Source organism: Floridaenema evergladense BLCC-F167, assembly GCF_041929205.2.
Taxonomy (GTDB): Bacteria; Cyanobacteriota; Cyanobacteriia; order Cyanobacteriales; family Aerosakkonemataceae; genus Floridanema; species Floridanema evergladense.
The window spans coordinates 479,018-504,808 of the sequence record NZ_CM171625.1; the positions used below are offsets into that span (position 1 = coordinate 479,018).

Below are 25,791 nucleotides of genomic sequence, written 5' to 3' on the forward strand. Positions count from 1 at the left end.
TTTCCCAACAAGTTACCCCTGAGATTCCATAATTTATACCGAAATCTTGACATCCTCTACATCTTCTGGTAGGGGTGCTGGTACGGGAAGTTCTATGGACATTCCTTCTCTTGCCATAATTGTGTTTGGAAATACTTTTGCTGCCTGTTCTCCAACTAAATCCAGGAAATTGTCATCATGTAGGGGATCGTGATGAAAAATTACCAATTTTCCGACATTAGCTGCTTGAGCAATTTTAACTGCTTCTTGCCAAGTGGAATGACCCCAACCGACTTTGCTTGTCCTGGGAGAACTATATTCTTCGTCGGTGTAGGTAGCATCGTAAATTAATACATTAGCGTTGTGTGCCAAATACAACACATTTTCATCCAAGCGATCGGGATAATGCTCTGTATCAGTCACATAAGCAACGGCACAACCACGCCAGTTAACTCTGTAACCTACAGCTTCTCCAGGATGATTTAATAGTCCTGTTTCCAAAGTGATATCATGCTCTTCTAGCTTGATGATATCTCCTGGCTTGAAGTCAAAAAATTCTAACTGCGCCCCCATGATTTGTAATGGCACGGGAAAGTTAGGATGAAGCATCTGATCGTGCAACCGTTGCTCGATCGTGGCACCGTTGGGAGCAATTGCCCCATATATATTAAAGCGATTTCCTTTAATAAAAGCAGGCGTAAAAAAAGGAAACCCTTGAATATGATCCCAGTGGGAGTGGGTGAAAAATAAGTAAGCTTCTAATGGCATTTGAGACAACAACGTTTGTCCCAAAACCCGCAACCCAGTACCACCATCAAAAATTAGGTGCTTGCCACCTACTTGCATTTGGATACAAGGTGTATTGCCACCGTAACGTACCGTGTGTGGGCCTGGACAGGGTATGCTACCTCTAACGCCCCAGAAGTTAATTAAAAATTGGTTTTGCATCACAGACATGGGTGTTGCTCGCTTTTCTTCCTCAAGCAGTCCCTGATTATGGTTTTACATCTTTTCGGATGGCTTTGTACAATCATACCTCAGTAATCTCAAAAGGTAATTTGCACTACTCCATCAATTTATTTTTATGTTAACCTTCACCAGGAAAACCAGCTTAAACGCTGGGGTTTGTTTTCACAGGATGCAGCAAAATAATTTGGGTCAGCTTAGTAGCAAAAGCAGCTTTCTTGAGACAATTGATTCCCATAGGTTTTAGGTTTGGTGATCAACTGCAAGTGAGGTTACAACTTTTTAGCTTAATTTTAAAATAAAATTTCTCACCTCTGCTGCTAATTTGGGTTAGTACAGGAGCATTTAAGCATAACCTCACCAGTAACAATTTAGCTGCTTGTTGTGGTAGCTGTGAATTTTTATACTCACTTCCACTGACTACTGCGCTTATACTCAGTTTACCTAAAGATGATTACCTGTGAGTGTGATATCAAGCACTGGTTCCATACTTTAGAAACTTTTATCCTAAGATTTTGCCGCAGAAATTTTTAAGCAAGTTGCCTAAAATTTAGCCCTAAAGGATCGATTTCACATCCTATCAGTCTGTTAGGAAAAGGAGCAGTGATCTAAAACACTGAAATATTGTTATTTTGTTAGAAGTGATTTCTCCAGATTTTCTTGATGGATTCTGTAAGTTGTGGATATCCTTTAGCAATTGTGACTTCCCATAGCTTGCTTTAATTGTGTTTTTAGGTTATCTCTTCCTAAAAGTGCTGTTTTATCGTTTAAGATGGAGGGTTTTGCAGAAGTTGAATCACTTCTATTAGTTGTTGGGGTCGCTCGATTAAAAAATCAGGCTTCTGTTGCTTCAATATATTTCCAGAGTTGAATCCCCAACTAACTGCAATTACTTTGATATTACTTTTCTTTGCTGCTTCTATATCTCTGGTTTCATCTCCAACATAAACAATTTCTTCTGGTCGAAGATTAGCTTGGCGCAAGAAGTTGTTAATCACTCGACTTTTGCCAAATATTCTAGTACCACAATAAATAAAATCAAACAAATCTAATAAACTATTTTTTTGCAAAAAAACTTGAACATTTTCTTGGTCATTAGAAGTAATAATTCCCAGTCTATTGCCTTGTTTTTTTAGTTCAAATAAGGCTGTTTTAATTCCCTCTACCGGAGATAAGCTATGAATTTTACTGTTTAATTCGGTGATAACTTTTCGGAGTACAAAAGGTAGTTTATAAATTGCTATACCCGATCGCTGAATAATTTCTCTAGTTGTCAAATCTTTAATTTGCGGGATTTCTTCAGAAGTAACAGGTGAATAACCGAATTCTGGAGCTAAATTATTGCTAATTGTCACTAAGGCATCAAAAGTATCGGCAACTGTGCCATCAAAATCAAAAATAATTACTTTTATAGTCATAGCTTGATAATTTATAAGGAAAGCTCTGCTAAGGATGCAAATATTTTAAGTTAGTCCGGGCATTTCGTTGCCACATTTCTGGTTTAATTCTTCGTAGTGCGGATGCGGGAAATTTTTTTTCCCATTCTAGCTGGGAAATTTGGGCTAATTCTTCTAGGGTAGGGTCAACATTTCCTGGGTAAGGTTGAAATTCTAAAACGTCTGTTTCTTGGGCAAATCTTTGATTCCAAGGGCAAACATCTTGACAGATATCACAACCCGCTACCCAATTATTTAAATGGGGTGCGATCGCATCAGGTAGCTTTTCACTCCGATTTTCGATCGTATGATAAGCAATACAACGATTAGCATCTACCACAAAAGTTTGGGGATGGCGATCGTCAGAATTAACCAAAGGACGAATCGCATTTGTCGGACAAGCCGCGATACAACGAGTACAAGTACCGCAGTGATGAGTATGCGGGGTATCAGGAGTCAATTTCAAGTTAGTTAAAACTTCGCCCAAAAACACCCAAGAACCGTATTTCCTAGTAATCACATTCGTATTTTTCGCAATCCAGCCAATTCCCGCCCGTTGCGCCCAAACTTTATCTTGAATCGGGCCAGTATCAGCATAATAACGTGCTAAAATTCCCTCTCCTTGCTGCTGTAACCAATTACTCAGCAATTTTAGTTTTTTGTGCATGATTTTGTGATAATCCCGCCCCCAGCCATAACGAGAGATTTTGGCATACTCTTTACCCTCTGGACGTTGGTGCGGTGTGTAGTAGTTTAGCGCCACACAGATCACTGACTGAACTTCTGGCATCAGTAAGCGGATATTTTCTCTCTTTGGATTTGCCATCCATTCCATTTCCGCTTGATAACCCAAAGCCAACCATTGCTGCAATCTTTGAGTTTCGGATTCATTCTCTATCTCAACAGATGCTACCCCAACTTGATGAAATCCTAGCTCAGCAGCTTTTTGCTCGATCTGAGCGCTATCAATTATGGCATTGACCACAAGTATTCTGGATTTTACGTGGATAATTACGCTAACAATTGCTAACCTATTTCGTCAACGATCGAGTATACATATAGAAAATCTATATATAATAGCAACCTTATTACATTAGTTTTTGCCTAACTCAAGTATTTGTAATATTTATTTGCAATTTGTAAATTTATGTTGCATTATGTAAATCAAGGAGTACGAGATTCAAGAAGCCCATCGGCTGTACCAGTAGTTATCAAGAATCTCTTTAACAGATATGACTTTTACAGCAGACTTAGCTTCAACTAGCTTCTCTAATGCTTTTGCTTCCGACAATCAGCTAGCTAATGCCGTACCTGCAACTACAGCATTATTCAAGCGTTTGTCTGTGGATGACCAATTAGCTGTATTGTGGTATGTTTATACAGAATGTGGTCGTTCCATTACTCCTGCTGCACCAGGAGCAGCACGTTTACAGTTAGCTGAAGGACTGTTGAATCAAATTAAGCAAATGTCCCATGCTCAGCAGCTAGAAGTTATGCGCGATTTAGCTGCGAAGCGGAACAGTCAAATCAGCCGCTCTTACGGTATTCTTAGCCCAAATACTAAGTTGGCATTCTGGTATCAGTTAGCAGAATGGATGGTACAAAGTTTCGTGGTTCCCATGCCACCAGGCTACCAGCTGTCTCGCGATGGTGAAAAGGTTTTAGGCGCGATTAAGCAGTTGGATTTTGGTCAACAAATTACTGTTCTGCGTAACACAGTAATTGATATGGGTGTCGATCCATTGGCAGACTAATCCGATGCTGCTAACGAAGCAGTGATTTAGATTTCCCTCTAGAGGAGCAGGTAATTCAGCCTGCTCCTCTGTTTAAGTTGGGTTTATAAGTTCCGCAGGATGAGGAATAACGATGCAGACTATTGATGCTACACCTGTTGCTTTGGATGAGCAAGCTGATTTAATTATTGAAGGGATAACAGAAAGTACGATATTAAGCTATTTTCAAACTATAAATGCAGGTGACTTTTCGGCAACAGCGGCTTTGTTTGCTGTTGAGGGAGAGTTAAATCCTCCTTTTGAGTCGCCTGTTGTGGGGCGAGATGCGATCGCAGCTTATTTACAACAAGAAGCAACCGAAATTAAGCTACTACCCAGAGAAGGTACTGCTGAAAAAACAGAAGATGGTTACACTCAAATTCAGGTGAAAGGCAAAGTTAAAACACCTTTATTTAGCGTGAATGTGGGTTGGATATTTTTATTAAATAACCGACAGGAAATTGCTGCTGCTACGATTAAGCTGCTAGCTTCTCCCCAAGAGTTATTAAATTTGCGTCGTTAAGCTGGTTTTAAGCGACGGAAACTTCTGATTGTTGGAGGGAACGGAATAGCATCTGACGACCTAAATCAATATCTTTTTCAGAACATTGCCAGTCTGGATGTGCTGTTCTTAATAAGCTTTCTAATGTTTCTTGGTCAAATAGGTGCCATACTGGGGCGTTTTTGGATTCGGTGGCGATCGCAAAGCAATTTTCGCTAATGCAGATAATACTCACGCTTTGCGAAATACGTGCTAATTTTATTTGTTCTCCTGGTTGTAACCCACGAAATTGGCGCATAATTTGCTTCCATTCCGTTACAGAAGATACGGTCAATCCCGGAATTGATTCTGTGAAAGCAGCATCGCCATTTATACTAATCCAGTAATGACGAGCGGGATCGATACCTAAAAGCCAAGGGGATTCATCATCTAAACGATACCGGGGGCAAAGGAGAAACAGCTGGGTCATGACAGTAGGTTAATATTACAAAAATTTTTATCTTAGGCAAAAACCTTTAGGCTTTTAATTACCTCCTTATTACGGTAAGGAGGTATGAGGCTTTTGCAAATCTTGTACGAATCTTAAGGTTTGTTTATCTAATGGTGAATGGGTTTGTAACAAAAATTAGCAAAAGTTATATAACCTATTAACTTTACTCACTCTTTCATGAACTTTTGTAAATCGAAAGACAGGGAAGTAAAAGCTAAAAAATTCTTGATGGCTGAAATTATGGTTTTTCTTAGGATTTCACCTGCTGCGATACTTTGCCAGTTTTTGGCACCCTGAATCTAGAGCAACTTGAATAGCTGATTTAAGTGCTCCAAGTGAACTGGCTGATTGGGGGTTACGTGCTTTCAGTTATCTTTAGTTTTACTGGGTAGACTAGCTTCTAACTTTAGACAGTTGCGACCATTTACTTGTAAACGGTACTCTACTCTATCCATCAATCGATTCATAATTAGCCAACCATAACCGCTTTCTTGTTTATCTTCTGGGCTAGGTGGTAGATAAGTAGAGATATCGTAGCCTTTGCCGTGATCCCAAATTTCCAGGGCTAAATCTCGTTCTTGAAGTTCTAAGCGAATCAAGATGGGTAAGTTAGGCTGGTCTTTGTGAGCGTGGCGGACTACGTTAGAGTAGGCTTCTACTAAAGCTAAACGTAGGCGATTAGATTGGCGAGGCCAGTCAACCGAGTCTCCTAGTTCTACTTCTAAACACCCTAGTAACCAGCTTTCAACTATATTCAGGAATTTCAGGTCACTGGGAATATGTAACTCCGTTCTCATTGATTACAGAACCTCCAGAGAAAGTATGGTTTGGTCGTCTTCTTGTACTTGGTTTTGTCCACGGATGCGATCGAGTAACCGGGTCAAATCTAAGGGACTAGCCTCTTGAGCGAGTAAAGTCCATAGACCTTCCTGTTTCAGCATAAACCGTTGGCTGGGGTCGCTACCATCACTACTACCTGGGGTGAGGTCTTCTTGGGTAACGGTAGCTTCGGTGATGCCATCGCTTGCTAACAGAAGTGCTTCCCCTGGTTTAAGTTCTAAGCTACCAGCAGTACCTTTCCATATTGGTAGTATGCCCAAAGGAACGCCTCTAGCTTTAAGAAAGTTGGGTTGAACTCCATCAATTTTTTTGGCTAAGTCTTTATACGACCAGACCAAGGGGTAAATATGACCTGCGTTGGCGTAGACTAGTTCGCCAGTTGCGGTGGTGTAACGGGCCAGAACCATAGTGATGAAGCAGTTATTACCGATGAGGTCTTCGGAAAGACTGCTGTTGAGATTCTGCATTAGGGTGTGAGGCATGGGAGGATTTTCTTGGGAAAGTTCTCTTCGCATAACTGAGATGGCACTTGCCATAAACAAAGCTGCGGGAACGCCTTTCCCAGAAACATCTCCCACTGCTAACCAAATGTCTCCTTTTGGATGAACAAAAACTTCAAAGAAATCGCCTCCGACTTCTCTAGCGGGGAAGCAACAAGCTTGGATTCTGATTCCTTCTAAATCGGGCCAACTTTGGCGGAGCAGGTTATTTTGAATTTGCCGAGCTACTTCGAGTTCGGCTCGCATTTGCTGTGCTTGTTCTTGGGTGCGCTGGTAGAGTTTGGCTTGGGAAAGAGCTAGTGCTGCTTGTTCTGAGACGCTTTCGATTAGTTTTACGTCTTCGGATGACCAAGTTTCCCGGTTGCTTTGGTGATACAGGCACAGGATGGCGAGTATTTCCTGCTGACAGATTAGGGGAATGATTAGCTGTGTTGTTTGTTTGCCTTCGTTGTCGTTGCTTTGAATGGTTTTTGCTTGTTGGGTTTCTAGGACTGTTTGTAAACCTACTGGATCGATCGCTATTTCTATCTCCGTTCCAGGGGCATGATAGGAAAAGGACTCTGATAGTAAGCGTAAACTTTCCACTGGTCGCAGTAAACAAGCAGCGGTACCAAAGGTGTGACCGATGGTTTCCACAATTTTTTGTAACATACTGCGATAGTCCAAAGATTCCCGAATCGCACTAGTTACAGCATTAAAAATCGTTTCTCGCTGTAAGGCGCGGCGTAGTTCATCAGTGCGACGCTTCAGAACCCCATAAGTTTCGGAAGCTTGTTGAACTACGGCTTTTAATTCGGTAGGATTCCAAGGTTTGGTGATGTATTTAAAGACTTGACCTGAGTTGATTGCTTCTACTAGGTCTTCTACATCTGTGTAACCTGTGAGCAGGATGCGAATCGTGTCTGGAAAGCGTTCTACTGTCCGACCTAAGAATTCTGTCCCGTTCATTTGGGGCATTCTCTGGTCAGAGATAATTACCGCCATTTCGCCTTCTTTGTCGAGTACTTCTAGGGCACTTGGCCCACTTTCGGCTTTGTATACTTGAAATTCGCGCCGAAAAGTTCTGTACAGCAAATCGAGGTTATCAGGCTCGTCATCTACTACCATGAGTTTGAGTTTGCTGCCGTCTCCCCGACTCATCTATTACTCCACTTCCAAGTCATAGTAATTGGGAATTTTGAATTTTGAATTCTAAAATTTTATATTTCCAAATCCAAAATTCAAAATCCGTGTTTATGCTTTACCCTACTAATCCAGAGCGTAGAGCTCGCACGGCTGCTTGGGTACGGTCATCAGCACAAAGTTTGTTTAAAATGTTACGGACGTGAGTTTTCACTGTCCCGACGGTGATGTACAGTTTTTCTGCGATCGCCGCGTTGCTGAAACCTTCCACAATCAGTTGTAACACTTCCAATTCCCTTTCAGTTAATGGGTATGCCTCTATCATGTGGGTAAATTCTGAATTTTCGGCTCCTATTGATACGGTTTTAGAAGAGATTGGCTCTTGAGTAGCGTTGGCAACTTGCTGTGGAGGTTGTCTGGTTTGACTAAGTACAATTCTGGCGATCGCTGGATCGATCCAAGAGTTTCCTTGTTGTGTCACCTCTAATGCTTCTAATAATCGATCGAAGCTAATGTCTTTCATACAATAAGAATCTGCACCAGCAGCAAAAGCTGCTAGTACAGCTTTTTCGTTATCTTGTAAAGTCAAAATCAACACTTTTGGCACTGTGTCCACTTTTGGCACTGTGTCGTCGTCAGTTTTACTTTCTTTTAACTTTCTTGTCAACTCAATGCCATCCATATCTGGCAATCCAATATCAACGATGGCAATATCAGGTTGTTCTGTCTCTATTAATTTAAGCCCATCATTACCATTAGCAGCTTCACCTACAACTTCAATTTCCTGCCGTTGTTGCAATGCTGTCCTAATCCCCACGCGGGTAAGGTCATGATCTTCAATGAGGGCAACGCGAATTTTGTCCATTGTCAACGTTCCCAATTATTTATGAGTTTGACTTGTGCCACACTAGTTTACAAATGTTTCCAGAGGTTTAGTTAAATTACACCCCTTGGCAGGAGAGATATCTTCCTCAATCTCGATAGATTCTATGTAATAGAATAATTTTTTCAAGTTTCGCTTAGAAAAACTCAGCTGTGAAACTAATACCAAGGAGGGTTTTAATTTAACCTGTTTGATACTGTTTGGATTACGAGATTATCATAATGCTTGCTCCTCTAATTCTTGAGTGTGGAGATTCTACGCCATTTAGGGTAGGAAATGCCACTGAATCAAGGGTTTTGCTGAGTAGCTGCTAGGAACTGCTGGCTGGGGTATTAGAGTTTGATGGCAGAAATTCCTCCTAGAGTCCGATTTCTTAATCTCCAAGGGTTAACTTTAATTTGTAGTTAACATTTATTCAGTATACCTGGTAAATGGTAGGAGAATAATTGTTCTTAGGGGTGAGACGATCGGAGAGGGTAATTCTAAAAAACTTTTTATTTGACCCCCAAAAGCATTGTAATAGCTCCTGATGGGGTTAATTTTGATTACCCGGTACTCAGTTAGCAGTTGTCTAATCTCACAAGTTGCGATTTTTCCCAAATATTAGCATTTTTCGGTTCGCAGTTGTGGGTTATAGGTGTTATATCTCTATTTTGCTCGTAAGAGTGGCGAGGAAAACAACTATGAACTTCTAATTAATAGAATTTTAATTGATCGGTCAAATTTTTAGTGATTATGGCGAAAAATTTTCTAGTCTTAGTGGTCGATGATGACGCAGTGGAACGTATGAGAGTTTGTCAGTGTCTCAAAGATACTGATGAGCTAGTAGAATTCTATGAAGCATCTGATTTAGCTGAGACTTTAGTAATTTTGCAAGAACAAAAGTTGGATTGTGTATTTTTAGATGAGAGTTTACTGGATGCTCAAGGGTTAGTGTTATTGGAGAGGTTATCTGCTGTGGATATGCAGGTACCAATTGTCGTGTTAACTAATCAGGAGGATGAAGCGACTTTCGCACAACTGTTAAAAGCGGGGGTATCTGATTATGTGAGTAAGGCTAAGGTGTCGAGTTTACTTAAAAGTAATTTGGCGCATTTAATGAGACTTTATCGAACTAAGAAACAAGTGTTTTTAGAGTCTGAATCAGAAAAGGACGATCGCTTAATAAGTTGGGATAATTTATCTGTTAATCTTGGGGAAGAGACAGATTCTCAGTTGAAAATGAATGAGAAGTTGCGGAGAGCGATCGGTATTTTAGGACAACAACAACAACAGTTAAGAACTCTGCAACGTTTAACCAATCTCCTGAATCAACGCTTGGCGAATTTATCGAATTTGCTGCAATTAATGGTGCAATCTGTTTGTGATGTAATTCCCACAGCACAGTTTGCCTTACTAGTATTACATAACCCCCAATGTAACCGCTTGATGTTAACAGTTACTACCGGAATTGGTACAGAAAAATTACGCATAGAAGATGCGTTTGGCAAGGGGGAAGGTTGGTTAGCAAAAGTAGCTGTTACAGGTTTTTCTCAACATATTCAAGGTAGAGATGATTTACCTGCTTGTGTTTATGCAGTTCCCATTGAATCGGCGCAAGCTGGACGTTTAGGATTGTTAGCGATCGGGAATTGGGATAATAGTAATGCTTTTACTAAAGAGGAACAAAAACTATTAATTGCTGTGGGTGAACAAGCCGCTATAGCTATTAATAATGCTAGAATTATTAGAATTTTAGAAGAACGGGAAGAACGGTTAGCCGTTCAAAATGAAATTTTAGTAAAGCAAAATGAAGAACTAGAAAATCAACGACAACAAATTCACTTACAAAACTTGCAGCTTTTAGAAGCAGCTAAATTAAAGTCTCAGTTTTTAGCAACAGTTTCTCATGAATTACGCACTCCAATGAATGCAGTAATTGGCTTTTCTCAATTATTGTTGCGCCAGATTAAAAATAACACATCTAATTCGCAGTTTTCGCGAGAACAGATGAGTATGTTGGAAAGGATTTTAAATAATGGTAAACACTTGCTAGAATTAATTAACGACATCCTCGACCTTTCCAAAATTGAAGCAGGTAGAATGGATTTGCAACGCCAACAATTTAACTTGGAATCATTAGTTAAAGAAGCGATAGAAGAAGTGCGTTTGTCAGCAGAGGAAAAGCATATAAACTTACAATTAACAATTAATTTGAGCAATCCAATAATCATTAATGATAGCTATCGTTTAAAGCAAGTTTTAATGAATCTGCTGTCGAATGCGATTAAGTTTACTTCAGTTGGTAAAGTAGAATTGGAAGTATTTGAAATTGATTCGCTGCAATTAGCTATTCGGGTGACAGATACGGGAATTGGCATTGCTGAAGAACATTTAAAAAATATTTTTCAGGAGTTTTGGCAAGTAGATCAAAGTTTCACCAAAACGCATTATGGTACTGGTTTAGGTTTGGCGATTATTAAATCTTTGGTGGAACTAATGAAGGGAAAGGTGAGTGTGACAAGTGAGTTGGGGAAAGGTTCTTGTTTCCAAGTAGAAATTCCTCGTCATATACCGCCGCTTAATTACACAAATAATTGTGGGAGAAGGGTACTCAAATGATTGATTAGTTATTGAGGTTATCCCAGTTTTTCTGCTATTCTAAGTTTGGCGGAACGCGATCGCAAATTCTTCTCTATCTCTTCTTCTTGGGGTATGATTGGTTTTTTAGTAATCACTTGCAAAATTGGCGATTCTTTGAAAGAATGTTTCACCAATCTATCTTCTAAACTGTGAAAGCTAATAATCCCAATTCTTCCCCCTGATTTTAACCAATTGGGTGCGGTTTTCAAGAAAGTTTCTAAAGATGCTAATTCTTGATTGACGACTATTCGCAATGCTTGAAATACGCGAGTTGCTGGGTGAATTCTTCCGTAGCGGTAGGAACGGGGAACGCTATGAAATATTTCGTTTGCTAATTCTGTTGTAGTTTTAAATGGTCGCTTTTCGACAATTTGTTTAGCAATGCGGCGCGATAATCTTTCTTCACCATATTTATAAAAAATATCTGCTAATTCTGCTTCTTCCCATTCATTAATAATGTCAGCAGCGGTTAAGTTATCTCTTTGATCCATTCGCATATCTAATTCTGCCTCTTGGCGGAAGCTAAAACCTCTAGAACCTGTATCTAAATGAAAAGAACTTACGCCTAAGTCAGCGATTATACCATCAAAATTTAGATTTTCTGGATGATATTCGGCAAAATTACCATGCCAAAAGGTGAGGCGATCGCTAAACTCAGCCAATTTATTTTTAGCAGCATTAATAGCTTCTGCATCGCGATCGATCGCAATCACTTTTATATCCGATCTCGCTTGCAAAATTAACTGACTATGTCCACCACCACCTACTGTCGCATCAAGATAAATTCCTCCAGGATTAATTGCTAACCCAGAAATTAATTCATCTGCTAAAACTGAAATATGCACAAAATCAACTTCTTTTTCCTGATTTTTGGCGCTGCGGTCGATCGCATCCATAGTTAATGATCGTCAAATGATAATAGATAGATTTTAACCGATTTTTTGTCTGCAAGCGACGATAATAGAATGTATAAAATTTTATTTTCTTGAAGTGCCACCTACTTAAATTTAGTAGATTCACATTATTTTAAAAAAAATCCTGGACATCACACAATTAGAGAGAATATCATAGTAAACAAATAGCCAATTTTACGTAAGTAAATTTGGTTGATAGCTATTTAAAAATGGTGCTTCTTGATGAAGAATAAAGCAAGGATAGCTTGTTTTTAAGTAAATTTTTTCACCAGTTTGTTAAGGAGAAATTCATGAGTTTAAATAGATTAATCGCTGGAGTAGCGATCGCTGGATTAACGGTACTTACTGCTGCTTCCACAGTTCCTTCATTTGCTGCGGAAAAGGTGTCTAGTCAAGCACAAACACAGCAATATGCACAGAGGTACGATCGAGATTGGGATAGAGACAGGGACGATCGGTGGCGCGATCGTCGTGTCTGCTACTATGAACGTCGTGGTAGACGAGTTTTTTATTGCTGTCGCGAGAGGTATTGGAACGGACGGTATTATCAGGTGCGGATTTCCTGCCGACCTGACAGAAGATAATTTATAAGAAGTTAAAATTCAGGAAAGAACTGGGTTTTTAGAAACAAAACTCAGTTCTTTTTTGACATAAGTTTAGCTCGTCAAGCAATAAATCAATAAATTCTGCATCTGTTTGATATCTGGTTAGATCGGAACTAAGAAGCCTAAGCTAAGTCAACTCAGATTTTGTACCAAGAGGCAAAGCCTCCATTTTTCGTTCCCAGGTTCAACCTGGGAACGAGGATCTGGGAGGTTCTACCTCCTTTGAGTGCAAGATCTGAGTCAACTGTTACCATAGAATTTTTTATGCCTTTCCTTGTCAGTGCTAACCCAAAGGGCGTTTCATAAGCCAATATAATTAAGGGAACTAAACAAAATTTAAAATTGCTGTTCTATGGCAAGAATCGAAACGAGAACAGAACCAATGGTTCTGAACATGGGGCCGCACCATCCCTCGATGCACGGGGTATTGCGGTTAATCGTTACCTTAGATGGGGAAGATGTAGTTGATTGTGAACCAGTAATTGGCTACCTGCATCGCGGCATGGAGAAAATTGCCGAGAACCGCACCAATATTATGTATGTTCCTTATGTTAGTCGTTGGGACTACGCAGAGGGAATGTTTAACGAAGCTGTTACCGTGAATGCGCCGGAAAAGTTGGCAGGGATTGAAGTTCCCAAACGCGCCAGCTATATTCGGGTAATTATGCTGGAGTTGAACCGCATTGCTAACCATTTATTGTGGCTTGGCCCATTTTTGGCTGACGTTGGCGCACAAACTCCGTTTTTCTACATTTTCCGCGAACGGGAATACATTTACGATTTGTGGGAAGCGGCGACTGGTTATCGGATGGTGAATAATAACTACTTCCGCATCGGGGGAGTAGCGGTAGATTTGCCTTACGGTTGGGTAGATAAGTGTTACGATTTCTGCGACTACTTCATGCCTGTGGTTGACGAATACGAACGCTTGATCACAGATAACCCGATTTTCCGTCGTCGTACTGAAGGCGTGGGAACTGTGACTCGTGAAGAGGCGATTAACTGGGGTCTTTCTGGCCCGATGTTGCGCGGTTCTGGCGTGAAGTGGGATTTGCGGAAGGTCGATCATTACGAATGTTATGATGACTTCAATTGGGAAGTGCAGTATGAAACTGCTGGTGATTGCCTCGCCCGTTATTTGGTGAGAATTCGGGAAATGCGGGAGTCGGTGAAGATTATTCGCCAAGCTTTGAAGGGTCTTCCCGGTGGGCCTTTTGAGAATTTGGAAGCGAAGCGGTTAGCTGCTGGGCCGAAATCTGAGTGGAATGGTTTCGATTATCAGTACATCGCTAAAAAAGTCGCCCCAACTTTCAAAATTCCTAAAGGTGAGTACTACGCCCGTGTGGAAAGTGGTAAAGGGGAATTGGGAATTTATCTGATTGGTGATGATAATGTTTTCCCTTGGCGCTGGAAAATTCGCGCTGCTGATTTTGTGAATCTGCAAATTCTGCCTCACCTGTTAAAGGGTGTGAAGGTGGCTGATGTTGTGGCAATTTTGGGCAGTATCGACATTATCATGGGTTCGGTAGACCGTTAGGAAGTTTTGAGTTTTGAGTTTTGAGTTAATAAAGTTATTACTGAGATCTTGGACTAGGAGGCGGAGCCTCTATTTCTCGTTACCAGGTTGAACCTGGTAACGAGGGTTGGGAGGTTCTACCTCCATACTCTGCAAGGTCTGAGTATTAGGGCTCGAAATTCAAGGCTCAAAATTCACAACTATTTATTTTTATGGATGATTTTAACTTAGGTTTGCGGGGGGCGATCGCAAATCAAATCACTTCCCACCCCCAAGGGCGCATTACTTTTGCTGAATTCATGAATTTGGCACTTTATCACCCAGAACATGGTTACTACTCTACAAATCAAGTTAACATTGGCTCGCAAGGTGATTTTTTTACTTCTCCCCATTTAGGCGCAGATTTTGGTGAGTTGTTAGCTGGGCAATTTTGTCAAATGTGGGAGATTTTAGGTTGTCCAGTTCCTTTTAGTTTAGTGGAAATGGGGGCAGGACAGGGAATTTTAGCCGGAGATATCCTGCGTTATTTACACAAGCATCATTTCGAGTTTTTCTCTGCATTAGATTACATCATTGTCGAAAAATCATCTGCTTTAAGGCTGGAACAACAACAACGTTTGTCTAATTTCCCGCTGCGGTGGTGTGAATGGGAGGAAATACCCGCTAATTCCTTGGTTGGATGTTGCTTTTCTAATGAACTGGTAGATGCTTTTCCGGTACATCAGGTAATTTGGGAACAAGGGGAATTAAAAGAAATTTATGTAACTTTAGGGAAGGAAGGGGAGTTTGTGGAAGTAACCGGAGAAGCTTCTACAAATCGGTTAGTTGAATATTTTGATTTGGTGGGAATTGATTTGGCGAAAAATGCTTATCCAGAGGGCTATCGCACAGAGATAAATTTGCTGGCTTTGGATTGGTTAAGCATGATTGCTGATAAAATCCAACGGGGTTATTTGTTAACCATTGATTATGGCTATCCTGCCCATCGTTACTATAGTTTAGGGCGGAGTCAGGGAACTTTACAATGCTATTATCGCCACAGTCATCATAACGATCCTTATATCAATATAGGTCATCAAGATATTACTGCTCATGTTGATTTTACGGGTTTGGAAAAGTGGGGCGAGTTGTGCGGTTTGCGGCGGTTGGGTTTTACGCAGCAAGGGTTGTTTTTGATGGCGTTGGGGTTGGGCGATCGTATTTCCGCTATTTCTGATAGTAACGGTTCTGATTATCAGGATATTCAAAAAGTTCTACAACGTCGAGATTCCCTCCACCAAATGATTAACCCAATGGGTTTGGGCGGTTTCGGTGTTTTGCTGCAATGTCGGGGTTTAACAGATGAGGAAATAACTCAGCCTTTGCAGGGTTTTACTATTCCGAAAAGGTAGTTTTTAGGTACGTTGTTGCGCTTTAGCGCTAAAGAAAGGCGCTAAAGCGCAACAACGTACTATTTTAATATTAGAGTTAGTTTAACTGTCGGTTTCTAGGACTGTTAATACATACTCTGCTTGGTTGACTGAATGGTTGATGGATAGGTCAAAGATTATGCCATTTTTTTCAGCGTTAACGTCTATTATAACTGGTAATTTGCCTTCTTTGTTAAAGGCAATTATTTGGTAAATTCGCTCTCCTGATGTTACCGAATTTCCTAATTTTAGACGATTTTGAATTACTCCGCCAATGGGCGCGTAGTATTTTTTTAGTTGGGTTTTTCGAGTATAATTTATTTGATGGTTTGCTGTTTCTGGCAGGGGAAATCCTGGAATTGATAAGATACCTTTTTGGGCTAAATAGTTTTTAATTCCCCGCACTCCTTTGGCAACTGATTCGGGATTCATTTGCATCCCTGAACCTAATTCTAATGTCCACGATTCTAAATCAAATTGGATTGGTTTGCTTTGTTGATCTAGGGCATTTTCCAAGGCTAACCAAGGCTTTAAGAAGGCTTCGTCAAAGGCATCTCCGTCATATTCGTTTAGTAAAATCTCATAGTCTAAAAGGAAGGATTTGGCGCTTTCTTCTCTACCTTTAAATCCGTAAATGTAATCTATGGCTTGATTGCTAGAACTGTGAATATCAATAACATAATTGGCATCTAAACATAAAGATTGTAGTTGATATCGGTATAACTCGCTTAAAGGTACTCCACTGGGAGAATTTATTTTGTCTGCTAGTTTTTCAAAGCTTTGTTTAATTTGTTGAAGATAATTTTGTCTAATAACATCAGCATCACAATTTAGTTGGGTTTTAACAAATATTTCTAAATCTTTACATTCTTTTTCAAAATCCCAAAATATTCGATTCCAATCTTTACCATCATAAATGTTAAATCTTCCAGTAGAAAAGTAGTGTGTACGTTGGTTTGTGCTAAAAGGATTACAGAGGGGAACAAGCCATATTTCACCAGTAATATTTGTGTCATTGATACTCATCAAAAACTCAATTAACTGATGAATGACGGCATTACCAACAATTTCAGCACCATGTAAATTGGCTTGAAGATAAGCTTTTTTACCGGGAGTGGAACCAATGAATTTGTATATTTGGAGGGAAAAGCGATCGCCAGAGGCGAGTTGTACCAGAGGAAGCAGAGAAATTGTCGGAATCATCTATAAACTCCTAGATAGATTAAACTAAATGCCAAGATTACTTCCTCTGAGATTAGCACTTTCGGAGCAAATATTAGGTAGTGGAGCGGCAATTTTAGCCCAGATGTTTCCCCAATAATTAAGCGATAGCAACTTGCCAATAATGCACTACTTAAATAATGCCAGTTACTATTGAAGACAAAAAATATGCAAGAACAAAAACGCATTGGAATTTTAACTAGTGGTGGCGACTGTGCTGGCTTAAATGCAGCTATTAGAGGTGCAGTATGCCGTGCGGTGGGTTCTTATAATTGGAAAGTTTTAGGGATTCGCCAAGCTACAATGGGATTAATGAATTCTCCGCCTGACTTTATTCCGCTAGAAATTGATAAAGTTGATGAATTGTTAATCATGGGCGGTACGTTTTTAGGAACAACAAATACGGGAGATCCCTTTGCTTTTCCTATGCCTGATGGTACTACACGCGATCGCTCGGCGGAAATCATCGCTGGTTATCATCAATTAGGGTTAGATGCCTTAATAGTAATTGGTGGCGATGGTAGCATGGAAATCGTGCGAAAAATTGCTCAACAAGGCGGGATAAATTTAGTAGCTATTCCTAAAACAATTGATAACGATGTGGGAAGTACAGAACGTTCTATTGGATTTGATACAGCTGTTAATATCGCTACAGAATCCTTAGATCGTTTGCATTTTACAGCTGCTAGTCACAACCGAGTCATGATTTTAGAAGTCATGGGACGGGATGCTGGACATATTGCAATTAGTGCCGGAATTGCTGGTGGAGCGCATATAATTCTCATCCCAGAAATTGCCTACAATCTGGAGAGTATTTGTAATAAAATTCGGGAACGCCAAGAGTCGGGAAAAAACTATTCTTTGATAATTGTTTCGGAAGCTGTGAAAGCAGAAAATGGCGAAACAATTAAGAATATAAATCGTTTAGGACAAACCAGATATGGCGGTATCGGTCAATATTTAGCCGATCAAATTTGTGCTTGTAGTCGTGCAGAAACCAGGGTAACTGTGTTAGGACATATCCAACGTGGCGGAACACCTTCACCATTAGATAGATTAACTGGTTCTGTGTTTGGAGTCGCAGCAATTGATTTAATTGCTGAAGGTAAATATGACTGCATGGTAAGTTGGCAAAATCGCCAAGTAGTAAGCGTACCAATTCCTGAAGCGATCGGCAAATATAGTACAGTAGATCCCGAAGGAATGCTAGTTAAAACCGCCAGAGGTTTAGGCATTTGTTTGGGAGATTAACCACAAATTAGTACTGGGAAAAATGGGTAGTAAATAATGTGTGATAGGAATTTTGGCATTACCAATTACTTTTGAGGAATTGGTGTTTAACACAAATGCTCATTCATTTATGCTGTGGGATGAGCATTTTTTGTTTGTACAGCGGTTAAAAATCAGCAGTTTTTATATTTGATTTGTCTGCATTTGAATTAGTAAAGTTTCTGTTGTCCAAGTCGGACAACCACAACCTAAAAAATCACAGTCTTGAGTCCAAATTGCCGCATTCATTAATAATGCTAACGCTACCGTTGACCAATCATTTGGATCTCTGGGAATACGATTTCTGGCTTCTATTTCTAAGTGGATATAGTTAGGTTCTGTAATTACTGAAACTTTAGTTTCAATCAAATGTATGGCTTGAGCAAGTAAAAGTTGTGCGTTTGCTTCCGTGAGTCTACCTTGGCTTACCATTAATGGTATCCTTCGTCGGATCTCATACTGAGTTTCATCTAAAACTTGTTCAGTAATGTAAAGCATCAGTTCGGGGTTTTGAATTAAATTTTGCCCTCTTTGTCGCAGCAGTTCTCCTATTAAAATGTTTGCGTCAACTATTAGTATCATAAGGAAACGGCTTGCTTGTATCAAAAAGGTCAGCTAATTCATCCTCTGTCATCCCAGTTTCAGCGAGTACGCGCTGTACTGTCTCACTCAATTGTTTAACAGCACACTCGACTTCTTCCTGATTTGGTCGTTTTTTGGGATAATAAAATCCTACTACTTCGCCGTTATGTTCGATCGCTAAAGCTTCATTACCAGTTAAATAATCGAGCGATCGTTCTTTCAATTCCTCTACTCCCACTTGTTTCATAATTCAACTCCAAATTAAATATTGTAATCAAATTTTATCGTACTTTGATATTGCAAGTTGAGGAGAAAGTGTGCGATCGCTCTTACTACCTTGATACTTTATCTAACGAAGATTGGGACAATCGTTACAACAACCAGAAAGTCTAATTTGTCTCGATATTTCCCGCCTTAATTCTTCAGAAATCCATAAAGTGCTAATTTCCTGACAAAGCCTGTGGCATGGCTCTCCTTGCCTACGTCTTTCTAAGTATGTCGCTACCAATACCGCTTGAATTCCGTACCGACTTACAGCCTCTCCAATTGCTGTTGCAGCCAAGAGAACTCCGATTCCACCCATCATTCCAAGAGGGCCACCAAGCATAGCCAATGCTGTTGTAATAGCGGCTGCACCTGCTAGACCCATTCCACCTGCAATAGACAGAGCTACTGCGAGCATAACACCTGGAAGACCAAGTGAAGCAATCCTACGAGCTACTTCGTCCATATTTATCTACCCACTGGGAAACTCTACTCAACAGTAGTAAGCTGTTAATCATTTAAATAGGGTAAAATGGAAAAGTCAACCGAGCAAAATGAGTCAGGAAATGCCAGCAAAGAATCATCTGAGCTTAGAACAAGTAGAGAAGCTACAAAAAGCCCTAAAAGAAGAAGAAAATGGAAACATTAGAGAAAGAATTCTGATGTTACTGTTGCTAAATGATGGAAAAACTCAAGCTAAAATAGCGGAATTTCTGGGCTGTTCAATAAATAAAGTATCTTATTGGTGCGTACATGGAGATCCAGATAATCTAGAAAGCCTAGTCGATGAAAGGATGAAGGGTAATCATCAAAAAGCTACAGATAAATATAGAGAAATATTATTAGAGACAGTAGATAAAGAACCCAAAGAATTAGGATACGAATTTGGCAGATGGACGGCACAAAGGTTAGCAACATATTTAGCAGAAACGACAGGAATAAAATTAAGTGGGTCGCAAGTTAGGAGAATATTAGAGCAAAAAAAGTTCGTTTACCTCTGGGCGAAGTACAGCTTAGAGGGAAAGCGAGAGCCGGAAAAAAGAAAAGAATTTAAAAAGAAGATAACCGAATATTTAAAAATAGAAAAAGAGAATCCAGAACGTTTACAAGTATGGTTTTGGGACGAAAGCGGTTTTAGTTTAAGCGTGATAAAAAGAAAGAATTGGTGTAAAAAAGGTAGCCGAAAAGAGGTGAGAGGAGATCGAAGAAAGGGTCGGATTAATGTAATGGGAGGGCTGAGGTATTCCGACAAGAAAAGGTTTGTGGAATTTCTGGATAAAAGCAATTCAGAAAGTTTTTATCAAGTGCTAAAACTGTTTTATCAAGAATTGATTGGTGAATGGGTAGCTGCTGGCAATGAAGCCGATGAATTTGCTGAAAAAGGAGCCAAAATAGTGATAATTCTCGACAATGCTAGTTTTCATAAAAAGGCAGAATATCTCCAGAAAGTTGCCGCTGAAATGCCCAATATTCATTTAGAGTTTCTCCCGAAATATAGCCCGGATTATAACTTAATTGAATTAGTTTGGCATTCAACAAAAGAATTTATTGCTAATCGACTATTTAAATCAATCGAAGAATTAGAATATTTATTACATCAACTTTTAAATGAAGGACAGTTAATTATTAAATGGGAGCGAAAACTTAAAAATAAAGGTAATGCTCTTATCCCTGTTTAAATGCTTAACAGCTTATTCCCAAAAAAATAGTAAAATTTATAGTATTTGCAGATAAAATTAGCAACAAAGACTCACCACTTCAAAAACGCCGCTTCAATCCCTTGTTCCCGGCGAATTTTTCCATCTTTTTCAAACCAAGCAATAATTTGTTGAGTTGTTAAATCTTCAATTGCTACCCCATATTCTTGAGCGATATGCTGCAATAATTTTAAAGAGGAAATAGTTAATCTAGTTAAAAACTTTTCATGATTAGCTAACAAAGCTCCATCAACCATTGCTGACTCTTCTAAAGTTAAAAATTGCGCTCCTGGTTGTCCTTGTTGATTCATAATTAAAAACTTAACTTCAGGATTTTTTCGTAATCATATAACCGCAGCGATGTTGACCATTAATTAACCAGTGAGTACGCTCAACAGTGCAGTCTGGTAAAATCGTGGCAAACATTTCTAATTCGTGAGAACAAACGCTGGGGAAAGTTTCCGCGACATCAGAAATAGCACAATTATGTTCGGTAAACATGAATTGAGAACAATTCCCATTTTGAGGAGTTTCCGATTCAATGGGATACCATTCTGCCATGTAACCTTCGGCGCGACGCAGGTCAACCAATTTAGCAACACGCTCTCCCAGTTTACCGCTACCGATGCGATCGCGATATTCCAGCGCCTTTTGTTGCCACTGTTTCTGTAAGATATTATTGACCTGCTCTTTTCCCAAAGTTTGCGCCATCGTATCCAACAGCGACACAGCGAATTTACCATGATTGTTGGGAAAGCGATCGCGCCCCTTGCGACTCAAACGGTAAGCGTGTTGAGGTCGCCCCATCCCCGCCTGCACCAACTCATACTCGATAAGTTCTTCCGCTTCCAAATCTTTCAGATGACGGCGAACTGCTTGAGGACTGATATCCAAACTCTCAGCCAATTCCAGCGCCGTTGCTTGACCTCGCTGCAATAGATGTTCCAGGATATCTTGCTTAGTCGAAGTTTGCTCTGTGGTCGTCATCTTCTTCCCAGGACTCCATGCAGAAAATGTTACTTTGACAACTTACTAGTTGTTAATGTAGCTTAAAATAGACTTAGAAAACAAATTAGTTGTTTTAGTCATACTAGATCCTAACCTGTCTAGCCCCAGATTGCTAGAGGGACTGGAAGCACAGGGACGTAGAACCGGGACGTAGGACAGGCATCCTGCCTGTCACTCCCTGTCAGCAACCACCCGTCTTCCATCAAAGAGTAGAACACATAGAGAACACGAGAGAACCGATAAAATGAGTGCCACTGTCAAAACTTTAGTCAATCAGCCATATAAATACGGCTTTGTCACCGACATTGAAGCAGACACCATCCCCAAAGGACTAAACGAGGATGTAGTTCGCCTCATCTCTGCCAAAAAGAACGAACCAGAGTTCATGCTGGAATTTCGCCTCAAGGCGTATCGGCAATGGCTAAAGATGACAGAGCCCAGATGGCCCCATGTTACCTACCCACCAATAGATTACCAAGACATCATCTACTACTCCGCACCCAAGCAAAAGAAAAAGCTCAACAGCATCGAAGAAGTAGACCCCACCCTGTTAGAAACCTTCGAGAAATTGGGAATTCCCCTTTCCGAACAAAAGCGGCTTTCCAACGTTGCGGTCGATGCTATCTTCGATAGCGTTTCCGTCGCCACTACCTTTAGAGAGAAATTAGCCAAAGAAGGCGTAATTTTCTGCTCAATTTCCGAAGCATTGCAAGAATATCCCGAATTAGTGCAGAAATATTTGGGAAGCGTTGTTCCGGTAGCTGATAACTTCTACGCTGCACTTAACTCAGCAGTTTTCAGCGATGGTTCCTTCGTTTATATTCCCAAAAACACCAAATGTCCAATGGAATTGTCCACCTACTTCCGCATCAACACCGGAGAGTCGGGACAATTTGAACGGACATTAATTGTTGCCGAAGAAGGCAGTTATGTCAGCTATTTAGAAGGCTGTACTGCGCCGATGTTTGATACAAATCAATTACACGCCGCAGTTGTGGAATTAGTAGCTTTAGACAATGCCGAAATTAAATACTCCACCGTACAAAACTGGTACGCCGGAGACGAAAACGGCAAAGGTGGAATTTACAACTTTGTCACCAAGCGCGGACTTTGCCAAGGTGTGAATTCCAAGATTTCTTGGACTCAGGTAGAAACTGGTTCTGCTATTACTTGGAAATATCCCAGTTGCGTGTTAGTTGGCGACAATTCTGTTGGCGAATTCTACTCAGTGGCGCTGACAAATCATAAACAGCAAGCTGACACGGGAACCAAGATGATACATATTGGCAAAAATACCACTAGCACGATTATTTCTAAGGGTATTTCTGCTGGGAATTCTAAGAATAGTTATCGCGGTTTGGTGAAAATTGGGCCGAAAGCTGAAGGTTCGAGAAATTATTCTCAATGTGATTCAATGTTAATTGGGGATAATGCTCAAGCGAACACTTTCCCTTATATTCAAGTGCAGAATAACACTGGGAAATTAGAGCATGAGGCTTCGACTTCTAAAATTGGTGAGGAACAGTTGTTCTATTTCGCGCAACGGGGAATTTCGGAAGAGGATGCGATTTCGATGATGATTAATGGCTTCTGTAAGGATGTTTTTAATCAGTTGCCAATGGAATTTGCTGTGGAAGCTAATCGTTTATTAAGTCTGAAGTTGGAAGGTTCAGTTGGTTAATTCTTTGTTCTCTGTGTCTCTGCGGTTAAAAAATCTTTTTTATTGAACCGCAGAGACGCGAGGACGCAGAGGGAAGAATGAGAGTTTCTTTGGTTTTTTTTGTGGGTTACAAATCTTTTTTTTGAACCACGAAGACACGAAGGTAACGAAGGAAGAAGGAAGAAAGAAGAAGAGATAAAAGAGAGTCAGGAAGATGATTGTTGAGAATAGTCCGGTTATTTTGTCGGTTCGCGATTTGCGGGCAAATGTTGATGGGAATGAGATTTTGAAGGGTTTGAATTTGGAAATGAGGGCGGGAGAAATTCACGCTATCATGGGGCCAAATGGTTCGGGTAAGAGTACTTTTTCTAAGGTTTTGGCTGGGCACCCTGCTTATGAGGTGACTGGCGGTGAGGTGATTTTTCAAGGGCAAAATCTCTTGGAAATGGAACCGGAGGAAAGGTCTAGAACTGGGGTGTTTTTGGCTTTTCAATATCCTTTGGAAATTCCTGGGGTGAGTAATTTGGATTTCTTGCGGGTGGCTTATAATTCTCACCGGAAGAGTAAGGGTTTGGAAGAGTTGGATGCTTTTGATTTCCAAGATTTGGTGGAACAAAAGTTGGAAGTGGTGAAGATGAATGCCAGTTTTTTAATCCGCAGTGTGAATGAAGGTTTTTCTGGTGGGGAGAAGAAGCGGAATGAGATTCTGCAAATGGCGTTGTTGGAACCGAAGTTGGCAATTTTAGATGAGACTGATTCGGGTTTAGATATCGACGCTTTGAAGATTGTGGCAAATGGGGTTAATCAATTGGCAAATGCGGAAAATGCCATGTTGGTAATTACCCACTATCAAAGATTGTTGGATTACATTATTCCTGATTATGTTCATGTGATGGAAGGTGGCAGAATTGTCACTACTGGAACTAAGGAATTAGCTTTGGAATTGGAAGCACGCGGTTATGATTGGGTAACGGAAGAAAAGGCAGCTGAGGTGGTACGATGATTACACAAGTTGCTAATAGAGAAAGTTTTCTGCCTGAGTTGGTAAATCAGTGCCGCAAGTTGGGTAAAGGTAAGCGGGAAGGTTGCGCTTATGGGTTGAAAGATTTGCGCGATGCTGCTGCGGAATATGTGCTTGCTTCTAAGTTTCCTACTACTAGAGATGAGGAATGGCGGTTTACTGATATCTCGCCACTTTTAGAAATTCCTTTGCAAGTTCCTGATTTAACTCATGAACCAAATTTGGCTTTGTCTTCGCTAACTTTGCCCGTTAGTGCTAAGGATGCTTTGCCGTTGCGGGTGGTGTTTGTTAACGGTTACTATGCACCTCAGTTGTCAACGATGGAAGCATCACTTCTCCCAACTTTGGCGATGGAGTTTTTTGCTGGGAACTTATCGAATGCGCCGGGAAATTATCACGCCCGTATCCGCGAATTACTCAACCAAGAACAACAATATAATGATGTGTTCACCGCCCTAAATATTGCAGGGTTGGCGGATGCAGAAGTGGTGTATGTGCCAAAAAATCAACAGATTGAAACTCCGATTCATCTGTTATTTATTACTATGCCAGGTGAAACACCTATTTTGGCACAACCCCACTGTTTAATAGTTGCTGAATCTGGTAGTAATGTTACCGTTGTTGAGGATTTTGCTGTTATCGGTAATGTTGCCACTTTCACCAATGCAGTAACACAAATTTGGTTGGGAGAAAACGCTGAGGTTAATCATATTCGCTTGCAGAGAGAGGGTAGGGAAGCGATTCATGTGGGGAGGAGTGCGATCGCGCAATCCCGCGACAGTCGCTATACTTGTAATGCGATTAGTTTAGGTGGGAAAATCTCCCGTCATAACCTAGAAGTTTTCCAAACTGGCGAACAAACCGAAACTGTTCTCAACGGTTTAACAATGATTGCTGGCGAACAACTTTCCGACACCCACAGCGCCATCAATCTTACCAAACCTCACGGTACAACTAACCAATTACATAAATGTATTGTTGCTGATAAAGCGCACGCCGTATTTAACGGAAAAGTCTTCGTTCCCCAAGCAGCACAACTCACCAATGCAGCACAATTAAATCGCAATTTGTTACTCTCCCCCAAAGCAAGAGTTGACACCAAACCTCAACTAGAAATTACCGCTGATAACGTCAAATGTTCGCACGGCGCAACAGTTAGTCAACTGGATGCAGAAGAAGTTTTCTATCTTCAAAGTAGAGGTTTAAACGAAAACGATTCCCGCAACCTTTTAATTAACGCCTTCGCCGCTGAAATCATCAACAAATTACCCATTCCCTCACTGCGAGAAACCCTTTATTCAGTAGTGAAACAAATGGAGAGATAGACGGGGAATTGGGGATTGGGGACTGGTGACTGGGGACTGGGAAATAATACAAAATAACCTCTCGCCTCCTCACCAGTAACCTACAAAAACATCTGCGTTCATCCGCGTTCATCTGCATTCATCTGCGTTAAAAAATAAAACTTTCTGACTTCACCAAAAACTCTAAAAAACATCTGCATTCATCTGCG

Annotated in this window: 25 protein-coding genes; 11 read left to right on the forward strand and 14 right to left on the reverse strand. The window is 40.5% G+C overall.

Annotated elements, in window-relative coordinates; all coding sequences use genetic code 11:
- Positions 1-33: 33 nt before the first annotated feature.
- The 3 genes from ACE1CA_RS02245 to queG form a co-directional block, all read right to left on the reverse strand.
- Positions 34-936: an MBL fold metallo-hydrolase gene (locus ACE1CA_RS02245; protein ID WP_413281904.1), complete on the reverse strand. Its 903-nt coding sequence runs from the start codon at positions 934-936 to the stop codon at positions 34-36.
- A gap of 776 nt (positions 937-1,712) precedes the next feature.
- Positions 1,713-2,363, reverse strand: a complete 651-nt coding sequence (locus tag ACE1CA_RS02250; RefSeq protein WP_413281903.1) for an HAD-IA family hydrolase — start codon at positions 2,361-2,363, stop codon at positions 1,713-1,715.
- A gap of 28 nt (positions 2,364-2,391) precedes the next feature.
- Positions 2,392-3,366 (reverse strand): tRNA epoxyqueuosine(34) reductase QueG, encoded by a 975-nt coding sequence (queG, locus tag ACE1CA_RS02255; protein WP_413281902.1) that lies wholly within the window; start codon positions 3,364-3,366, stop codon positions 2,392-2,394.
- A gap of 247 nt (positions 3,367-3,613) precedes the next feature.
- Here queG and ACE1CA_RS02260 point away from each other — a divergent pair, with 247 nt between their 5' ends.
- Both ACE1CA_RS02260 and ACE1CA_RS02265 read left to right on the forward strand, forming a co-directional pair.
- The gene (locus tag ACE1CA_RS02260; protein ID WP_413281901.1) at positions 3,614-4,135 is read left to right on the forward strand and encodes an orange carotenoid protein N-terminal domain-containing protein; all 522 of its coding nucleotides are present in this window, start codon (positions 3,614-3,616) and stop codon (positions 4,133-4,135) included.
- A gap of 112 nt (positions 4,136-4,247) precedes the next feature.
- Complete coding sequence (locus ACE1CA_RS02265; protein WP_413281900.1) at positions 4,248-4,676, forward strand: ketosteroid isomerase family protein; 429 nt, start codon at positions 4,248-4,250, stop codon at positions 4,674-4,676.
- Between the two features lie 7 nt (positions 4,677-4,683).
- Here ACE1CA_RS02265 and ACE1CA_RS02270 read toward each other — a convergent pair whose 3' ends face one another.
- The 4 genes from ACE1CA_RS02270 to ACE1CA_RS02285 form a co-directional block, all read right to left on the reverse strand.
- The gene (locus ACE1CA_RS02270) at positions 4,684-5,124 is read right to left on the reverse strand and encodes a hypothetical protein (RefSeq protein WP_413281899.1); all 441 of its coding nucleotides are present in this window, start codon (positions 5,122-5,124) and stop codon (positions 4,684-4,686) included.
- Positions 5,125-5,510: 386 nt separating this feature from the next.
- Positions 5,511-5,942 (reverse strand): ATP-binding protein, encoded by a 432-nt coding sequence (locus ACE1CA_RS02275; protein ID WP_413281898.1) that lies wholly within the window; start codon positions 5,940-5,942, stop codon positions 5,511-5,513.
- 3 nt (positions 5,943-5,945) lie between these two features.
- Positions 5,946-7,625 carry a SpoIIE family protein phosphatase gene (locus ACE1CA_RS02280; protein ID WP_413281897.1) on the reverse strand — a complete coding sequence of 560 codons (1,680 nt, stop codon included), beginning with the start codon at positions 7,623-7,625 and terminating at the stop codon, positions 5,946-5,948.
- 100 nt (positions 7,626-7,725) lie between these two features.
- A complete protein-coding gene (locus tag ACE1CA_RS02285) occupies positions 7,726-8,472 on the reverse strand; it encodes a response regulator (protein WP_413281896.1) in 747 nt (248 codons plus the stop codon).
- 753 nt (positions 8,473-9,225) lie between these two features.
- Here ACE1CA_RS02285 and ACE1CA_RS02290 point away from each other — a divergent pair.
- Positions 9,226-11,091: an ATP-binding protein gene (locus ACE1CA_RS02290; RefSeq protein ID WP_413281895.1), complete on the forward strand. Its 1,866-nt coding sequence runs from the start codon at positions 9,226-9,228 to the stop codon at positions 11,089-11,091.
- A 17-nt stretch (positions 11,092-11,108) separates the two neighbouring features.
- Here the strand turns inward: ACE1CA_RS02290 and rsmH are convergent, their stop codons facing one another.
- The gene (gene rsmH / locus ACE1CA_RS02295) at positions 11,109-12,008 is read right to left on the reverse strand and encodes a 16S rRNA (cytosine(1402)-N(4))-methyltransferase RsmH (RefSeq protein WP_413281894.1); all 900 of its coding nucleotides are present in this window, start codon (positions 12,006-12,008) and stop codon (positions 11,109-11,111) included.
- A gap of 308 nt (positions 12,009-12,316) precedes the next feature.
- Here rsmH and ACE1CA_RS02300 point away from each other — a divergent pair, with 308 nt between their 5' ends.
- From ACE1CA_RS02300 to ACE1CA_RS02310, 3 genes are all read left to right on the forward strand, one after another.
- Positions 12,317-12,610, forward strand: a complete 294-nt coding sequence (locus ACE1CA_RS02300; RefSeq protein WP_413281893.1) for a hypothetical protein — start codon at positions 12,317-12,319, stop codon at positions 12,608-12,610.
- Positions 12,611-12,983: 373 nt separating this feature from the next.
- The gene (locus ACE1CA_RS02305) at positions 12,984-14,168 is read left to right on the forward strand and encodes an NAD(P)H-quinone oxidoreductase subunit H (protein ID WP_413281892.1); all 1,185 of its coding nucleotides are present in this window, start codon (positions 12,984-12,986) and stop codon (positions 14,166-14,168) included.
- 191 nt (positions 14,169-14,359) lie between these two features.
- The gene (locus tag ACE1CA_RS02310; protein ID WP_413281891.1) at positions 14,360-15,538 is read left to right on the forward strand and encodes a class I SAM-dependent methyltransferase; all 1,179 of its coding nucleotides are present in this window, start codon (positions 14,360-14,362) and stop codon (positions 15,536-15,538) included.
- Between the two features lie 81 nt (positions 15,539-15,619).
- On the opposite strand, the gene ACE1CA_RS02315 is transcribed toward ACE1CA_RS02310, so the two are convergent.
- Positions 15,620-16,759, reverse strand: a complete 1,140-nt coding sequence (locus ACE1CA_RS02315; protein WP_413279215.1) for a M14 family metallopeptidase — start codon at positions 16,757-16,759, stop codon at positions 15,620-15,622.
- Positions 16,760-16,945: 186 nt separating this feature from the next.
- Here ACE1CA_RS02315 and ACE1CA_RS02320 point away from each other — a divergent pair, with 186 nt between their 5' ends.
- The gene (locus ACE1CA_RS02320) at positions 16,946-18,028 is read left to right on the forward strand and encodes an ATP-dependent 6-phosphofructokinase (protein ID WP_413279216.1); all 1,083 of its coding nucleotides are present in this window, start codon (positions 16,946-16,948) and stop codon (positions 18,026-18,028) included.
- 162 nt (positions 18,029-18,190) lie between these two features.
- Here the strand turns inward: ACE1CA_RS02320 and ACE1CA_RS02325 are convergent, their stop codons facing one another.
- The 3 genes from ACE1CA_RS02325 to ACE1CA_RS02335 form a co-directional block, all read right to left on the reverse strand.
- A complete protein-coding gene (locus ACE1CA_RS02325; protein WP_413279217.1) occupies positions 18,191-18,628 on the reverse strand; it encodes a PIN domain-containing protein in 438 nt (145 codons plus the stop codon).
- Positions 18,612-18,875, reverse strand: coding sequence for a hypothetical protein (locus ACE1CA_RS02330; RefSeq protein ID WP_413279218.1), 264 nt, complete (start codon positions 18,873-18,875; stop codon positions 18,612-18,614). The genes ACE1CA_RS02325 and ACE1CA_RS02330 overlap by 17 nt, the downstream gene beginning before the upstream one ends.
- A gap of 102 nt (positions 18,876-18,977) precedes the next feature.
- Positions 18,978-19,358, reverse strand: coding sequence for a hypothetical protein (locus tag ACE1CA_RS02335; RefSeq protein ID WP_413279219.1), 381 nt, complete (start codon positions 19,356-19,358; stop codon positions 18,978-18,980).
- Between the two features lie 100 nt (positions 19,359-19,458).
- Between ACE1CA_RS02335 and ACE1CA_RS02340 the strand changes: the two genes are divergently transcribed.
- Complete coding sequence (locus ACE1CA_RS02340) at positions 19,459-20,571, forward strand: IS630 family transposase (RefSeq protein ID WP_486517950.1); 1,113 nt, start codon at positions 19,459-19,461, stop codon at positions 20,569-20,571.
- A gap of 71 nt (positions 20,572-20,642) precedes the next feature.
- Here the strand turns inward: ACE1CA_RS02340 and ACE1CA_RS02345 are convergent, their stop codons facing one another.
- Positions 20,643-20,900: a hypothetical protein gene (locus ACE1CA_RS02345; RefSeq protein ID WP_413276246.1), complete on the reverse strand. Its 258-nt coding sequence runs from the start codon at positions 20,898-20,900 to the stop codon at positions 20,643-20,645.
- Between the two features lie 16 nt (positions 20,901-20,916).
- Positions 20,917-21,576 (reverse strand): iron-sulfur cluster biosynthesis transcriptional regulator SufR, encoded by a 660-nt coding sequence (gene sufR, locus ACE1CA_RS02350; RefSeq protein ID WP_413276247.1) that lies wholly within the window; start codon positions 21,574-21,576, stop codon positions 20,917-20,919.
- 265 nt (positions 21,577-21,841) lie between these two features.
- Here sufR and sufB point away from each other — a divergent pair, with 265 nt between their 5' ends.
- From sufB to sufD, 3 genes are all read left to right on the forward strand, one after another.
- The gene (gene sufB, locus ACE1CA_RS02355; protein WP_413276248.1) at positions 21,842-23,278 is read left to right on the forward strand and encodes a Fe-S cluster assembly protein SufB; all 1,437 of its coding nucleotides are present in this window, start codon (positions 21,842-21,844) and stop codon (positions 23,276-23,278) included.
- Positions 23,279-23,471: 193 nt separating this feature from the next.
- A complete protein-coding gene (gene sufC / locus ACE1CA_RS02360) occupies positions 23,472-24,260 on the forward strand; it encodes a Fe-S cluster assembly ATPase SufC (protein ID WP_413276249.1) in 789 nt (262 codons plus the stop codon).
- Positions 24,257-25,603, forward strand: coding sequence for a Fe-S cluster assembly protein SufD (gene sufD / locus ACE1CA_RS02365; protein WP_413276250.1), 1,347 nt, complete (start codon positions 24,257-24,259; stop codon positions 25,601-25,603). The genes sufC and sufD overlap by 4 nt, the downstream gene beginning before the upstream one ends.
- Positions 25,604-25,791 lie beyond the last annotated feature (188 nt).

Coding starts and splice junctions, on each gene's coding strand:
- ACE1CA_RS02270 (WP_413281899.1), bottom strand. CDS start 5,124: ATGACCCAGCTGTTTCTCCTTTGCCCCCGGTATCGTTTAGATGATGAA.
- ACE1CA_RS02335 (WP_413279219.1), bottom strand. CDS start 19,358: ATGGACGAAGTAGCTCGTAGGATTGCTTCACTTGGTCTTCCAGGTGTT.
- ACE1CA_RS02305 (WP_413281892.1), top strand. CDS start 12,984: ATGGCAAGAATCGAAACGAGAACAGAACCAATGGTTCTGAACATGGGG.
- ACE1CA_RS02320 (WP_413279216.1), top strand. CDS start 16,946: ATGCAAGAACAAAAACGCATTGGAATTTTAACTAGTGGTGGCGACTGT.
- ACE1CA_RS02310 (WP_413281891.1), top strand. CDS start 14,360: ATGGATGATTTTAACTTAGGTTTGCGGGGGGCGATCGCAAATCAAATC.
- sufC (WP_413276249.1), top strand. CDS start 23,472: ATGATTGTTGAGAATAGTCCGGTTATTTTGTCGGTTCGCGATTTGCGG.
- ACE1CA_RS02340 (WP_486517950.1), top strand. CDS start 19,459: ATGCCAGCAAAGAATCATCTGAGCTTAGAACAAGTAGAGAAGCTACAA.
- ACE1CA_RS02325 (WP_413279217.1), bottom strand. CDS start 18,628: ATGATACTAATAGTTGACGCAAACATTTTAATAGGAGAACTGCTGCGA.
- ACE1CA_RS02245 (WP_413281904.1), bottom strand. CDS start 936: ATGTCTGTGATGCAAAACCAATTTTTAATTAACTTCTGGGGCGTTAGA.
- ACE1CA_RS02300 (WP_413281893.1), top strand. CDS start 12,317: ATGAGTTTAAATAGATTAATCGCTGGAGTAGCGATCGCTGGATTAACG.
- sufR (WP_413276247.1), bottom strand. CDS start 21,576: ATGACGACCACAGAGCAAACTTCGACTAAGCAAGATATCCTGGAACAT.
- ACE1CA_RS02260 (WP_413281901.1), top strand. CDS start 3,614: ATGACTTTTACAGCAGACTTAGCTTCAACTAGCTTCTCTAATGCTTTT.
- rsmH (WP_413281894.1), bottom strand. CDS start 12,008: ATGGATGCGATCGACCGCAGCGCCAAAAATCAGGAAAAAGAAGTTGAT.
- ACE1CA_RS02290 (WP_413281895.1), top strand. CDS start 9,226: ATGGCGAAAAATTTTCTAGTCTTAGTGGTCGATGATGACGCAGTGGAA.
- ACE1CA_RS02285 (WP_413281896.1), bottom strand. CDS start 8,472: ATGGACAAAATTCGCGTTGCCCTCATTGAAGATCATGACCTTACCCGC.
- ACE1CA_RS02275 (WP_413281898.1), bottom strand. CDS start 5,942: ATGAGAACGGAGTTACATATTCCCAGTGACCTGAAATTCCTGAATATA.
- ACE1CA_RS02265 (WP_413281900.1), top strand. CDS start 4,248: ATGCAGACTATTGATGCTACACCTGTTGCTTTGGATGAGCAAGCTGAT.
- sufB (WP_413276248.1), top strand. CDS start 21,842: ATGAGTGCCACTGTCAAAACTTTAGTCAATCAGCCATATAAATACGGC.
- sufD (WP_413276250.1), top strand. CDS start 24,257: ATGATTACACAAGTTGCTAATAGAGAAAGTTTTCTGCCTGAGTTGGTA.
- ACE1CA_RS02315 (WP_413279215.1), bottom strand. CDS start 16,759: ATGATTCCGACAATTTCTCTGCTTCCTCTGGTACAACTCGCCTCTGGC.
- ACE1CA_RS02280 (WP_413281897.1), bottom strand. CDS start 7,625: ATGAGTCGGGGAGACGGCAGCAAACTCAAACTCATGGTAGTAGATGAC.
- ACE1CA_RS02330 (WP_413279218.1), bottom strand. CDS start 18,875: ATGAAACAAGTGGGAGTAGAGGAATTGAAAGAACGATCGCTCGATTAT.
- ACE1CA_RS02250 (WP_413281903.1), bottom strand. CDS start 2,363: ATGACTATAAAAGTAATTATTTTTGATTTTGATGGCACAGTTGCCGAT.
- ACE1CA_RS02345 (WP_413276246.1), bottom strand. CDS start 20,900: ATGAATCAACAAGGACAACCAGGAGCGCAATTTTTAACTTTAGAAGAG.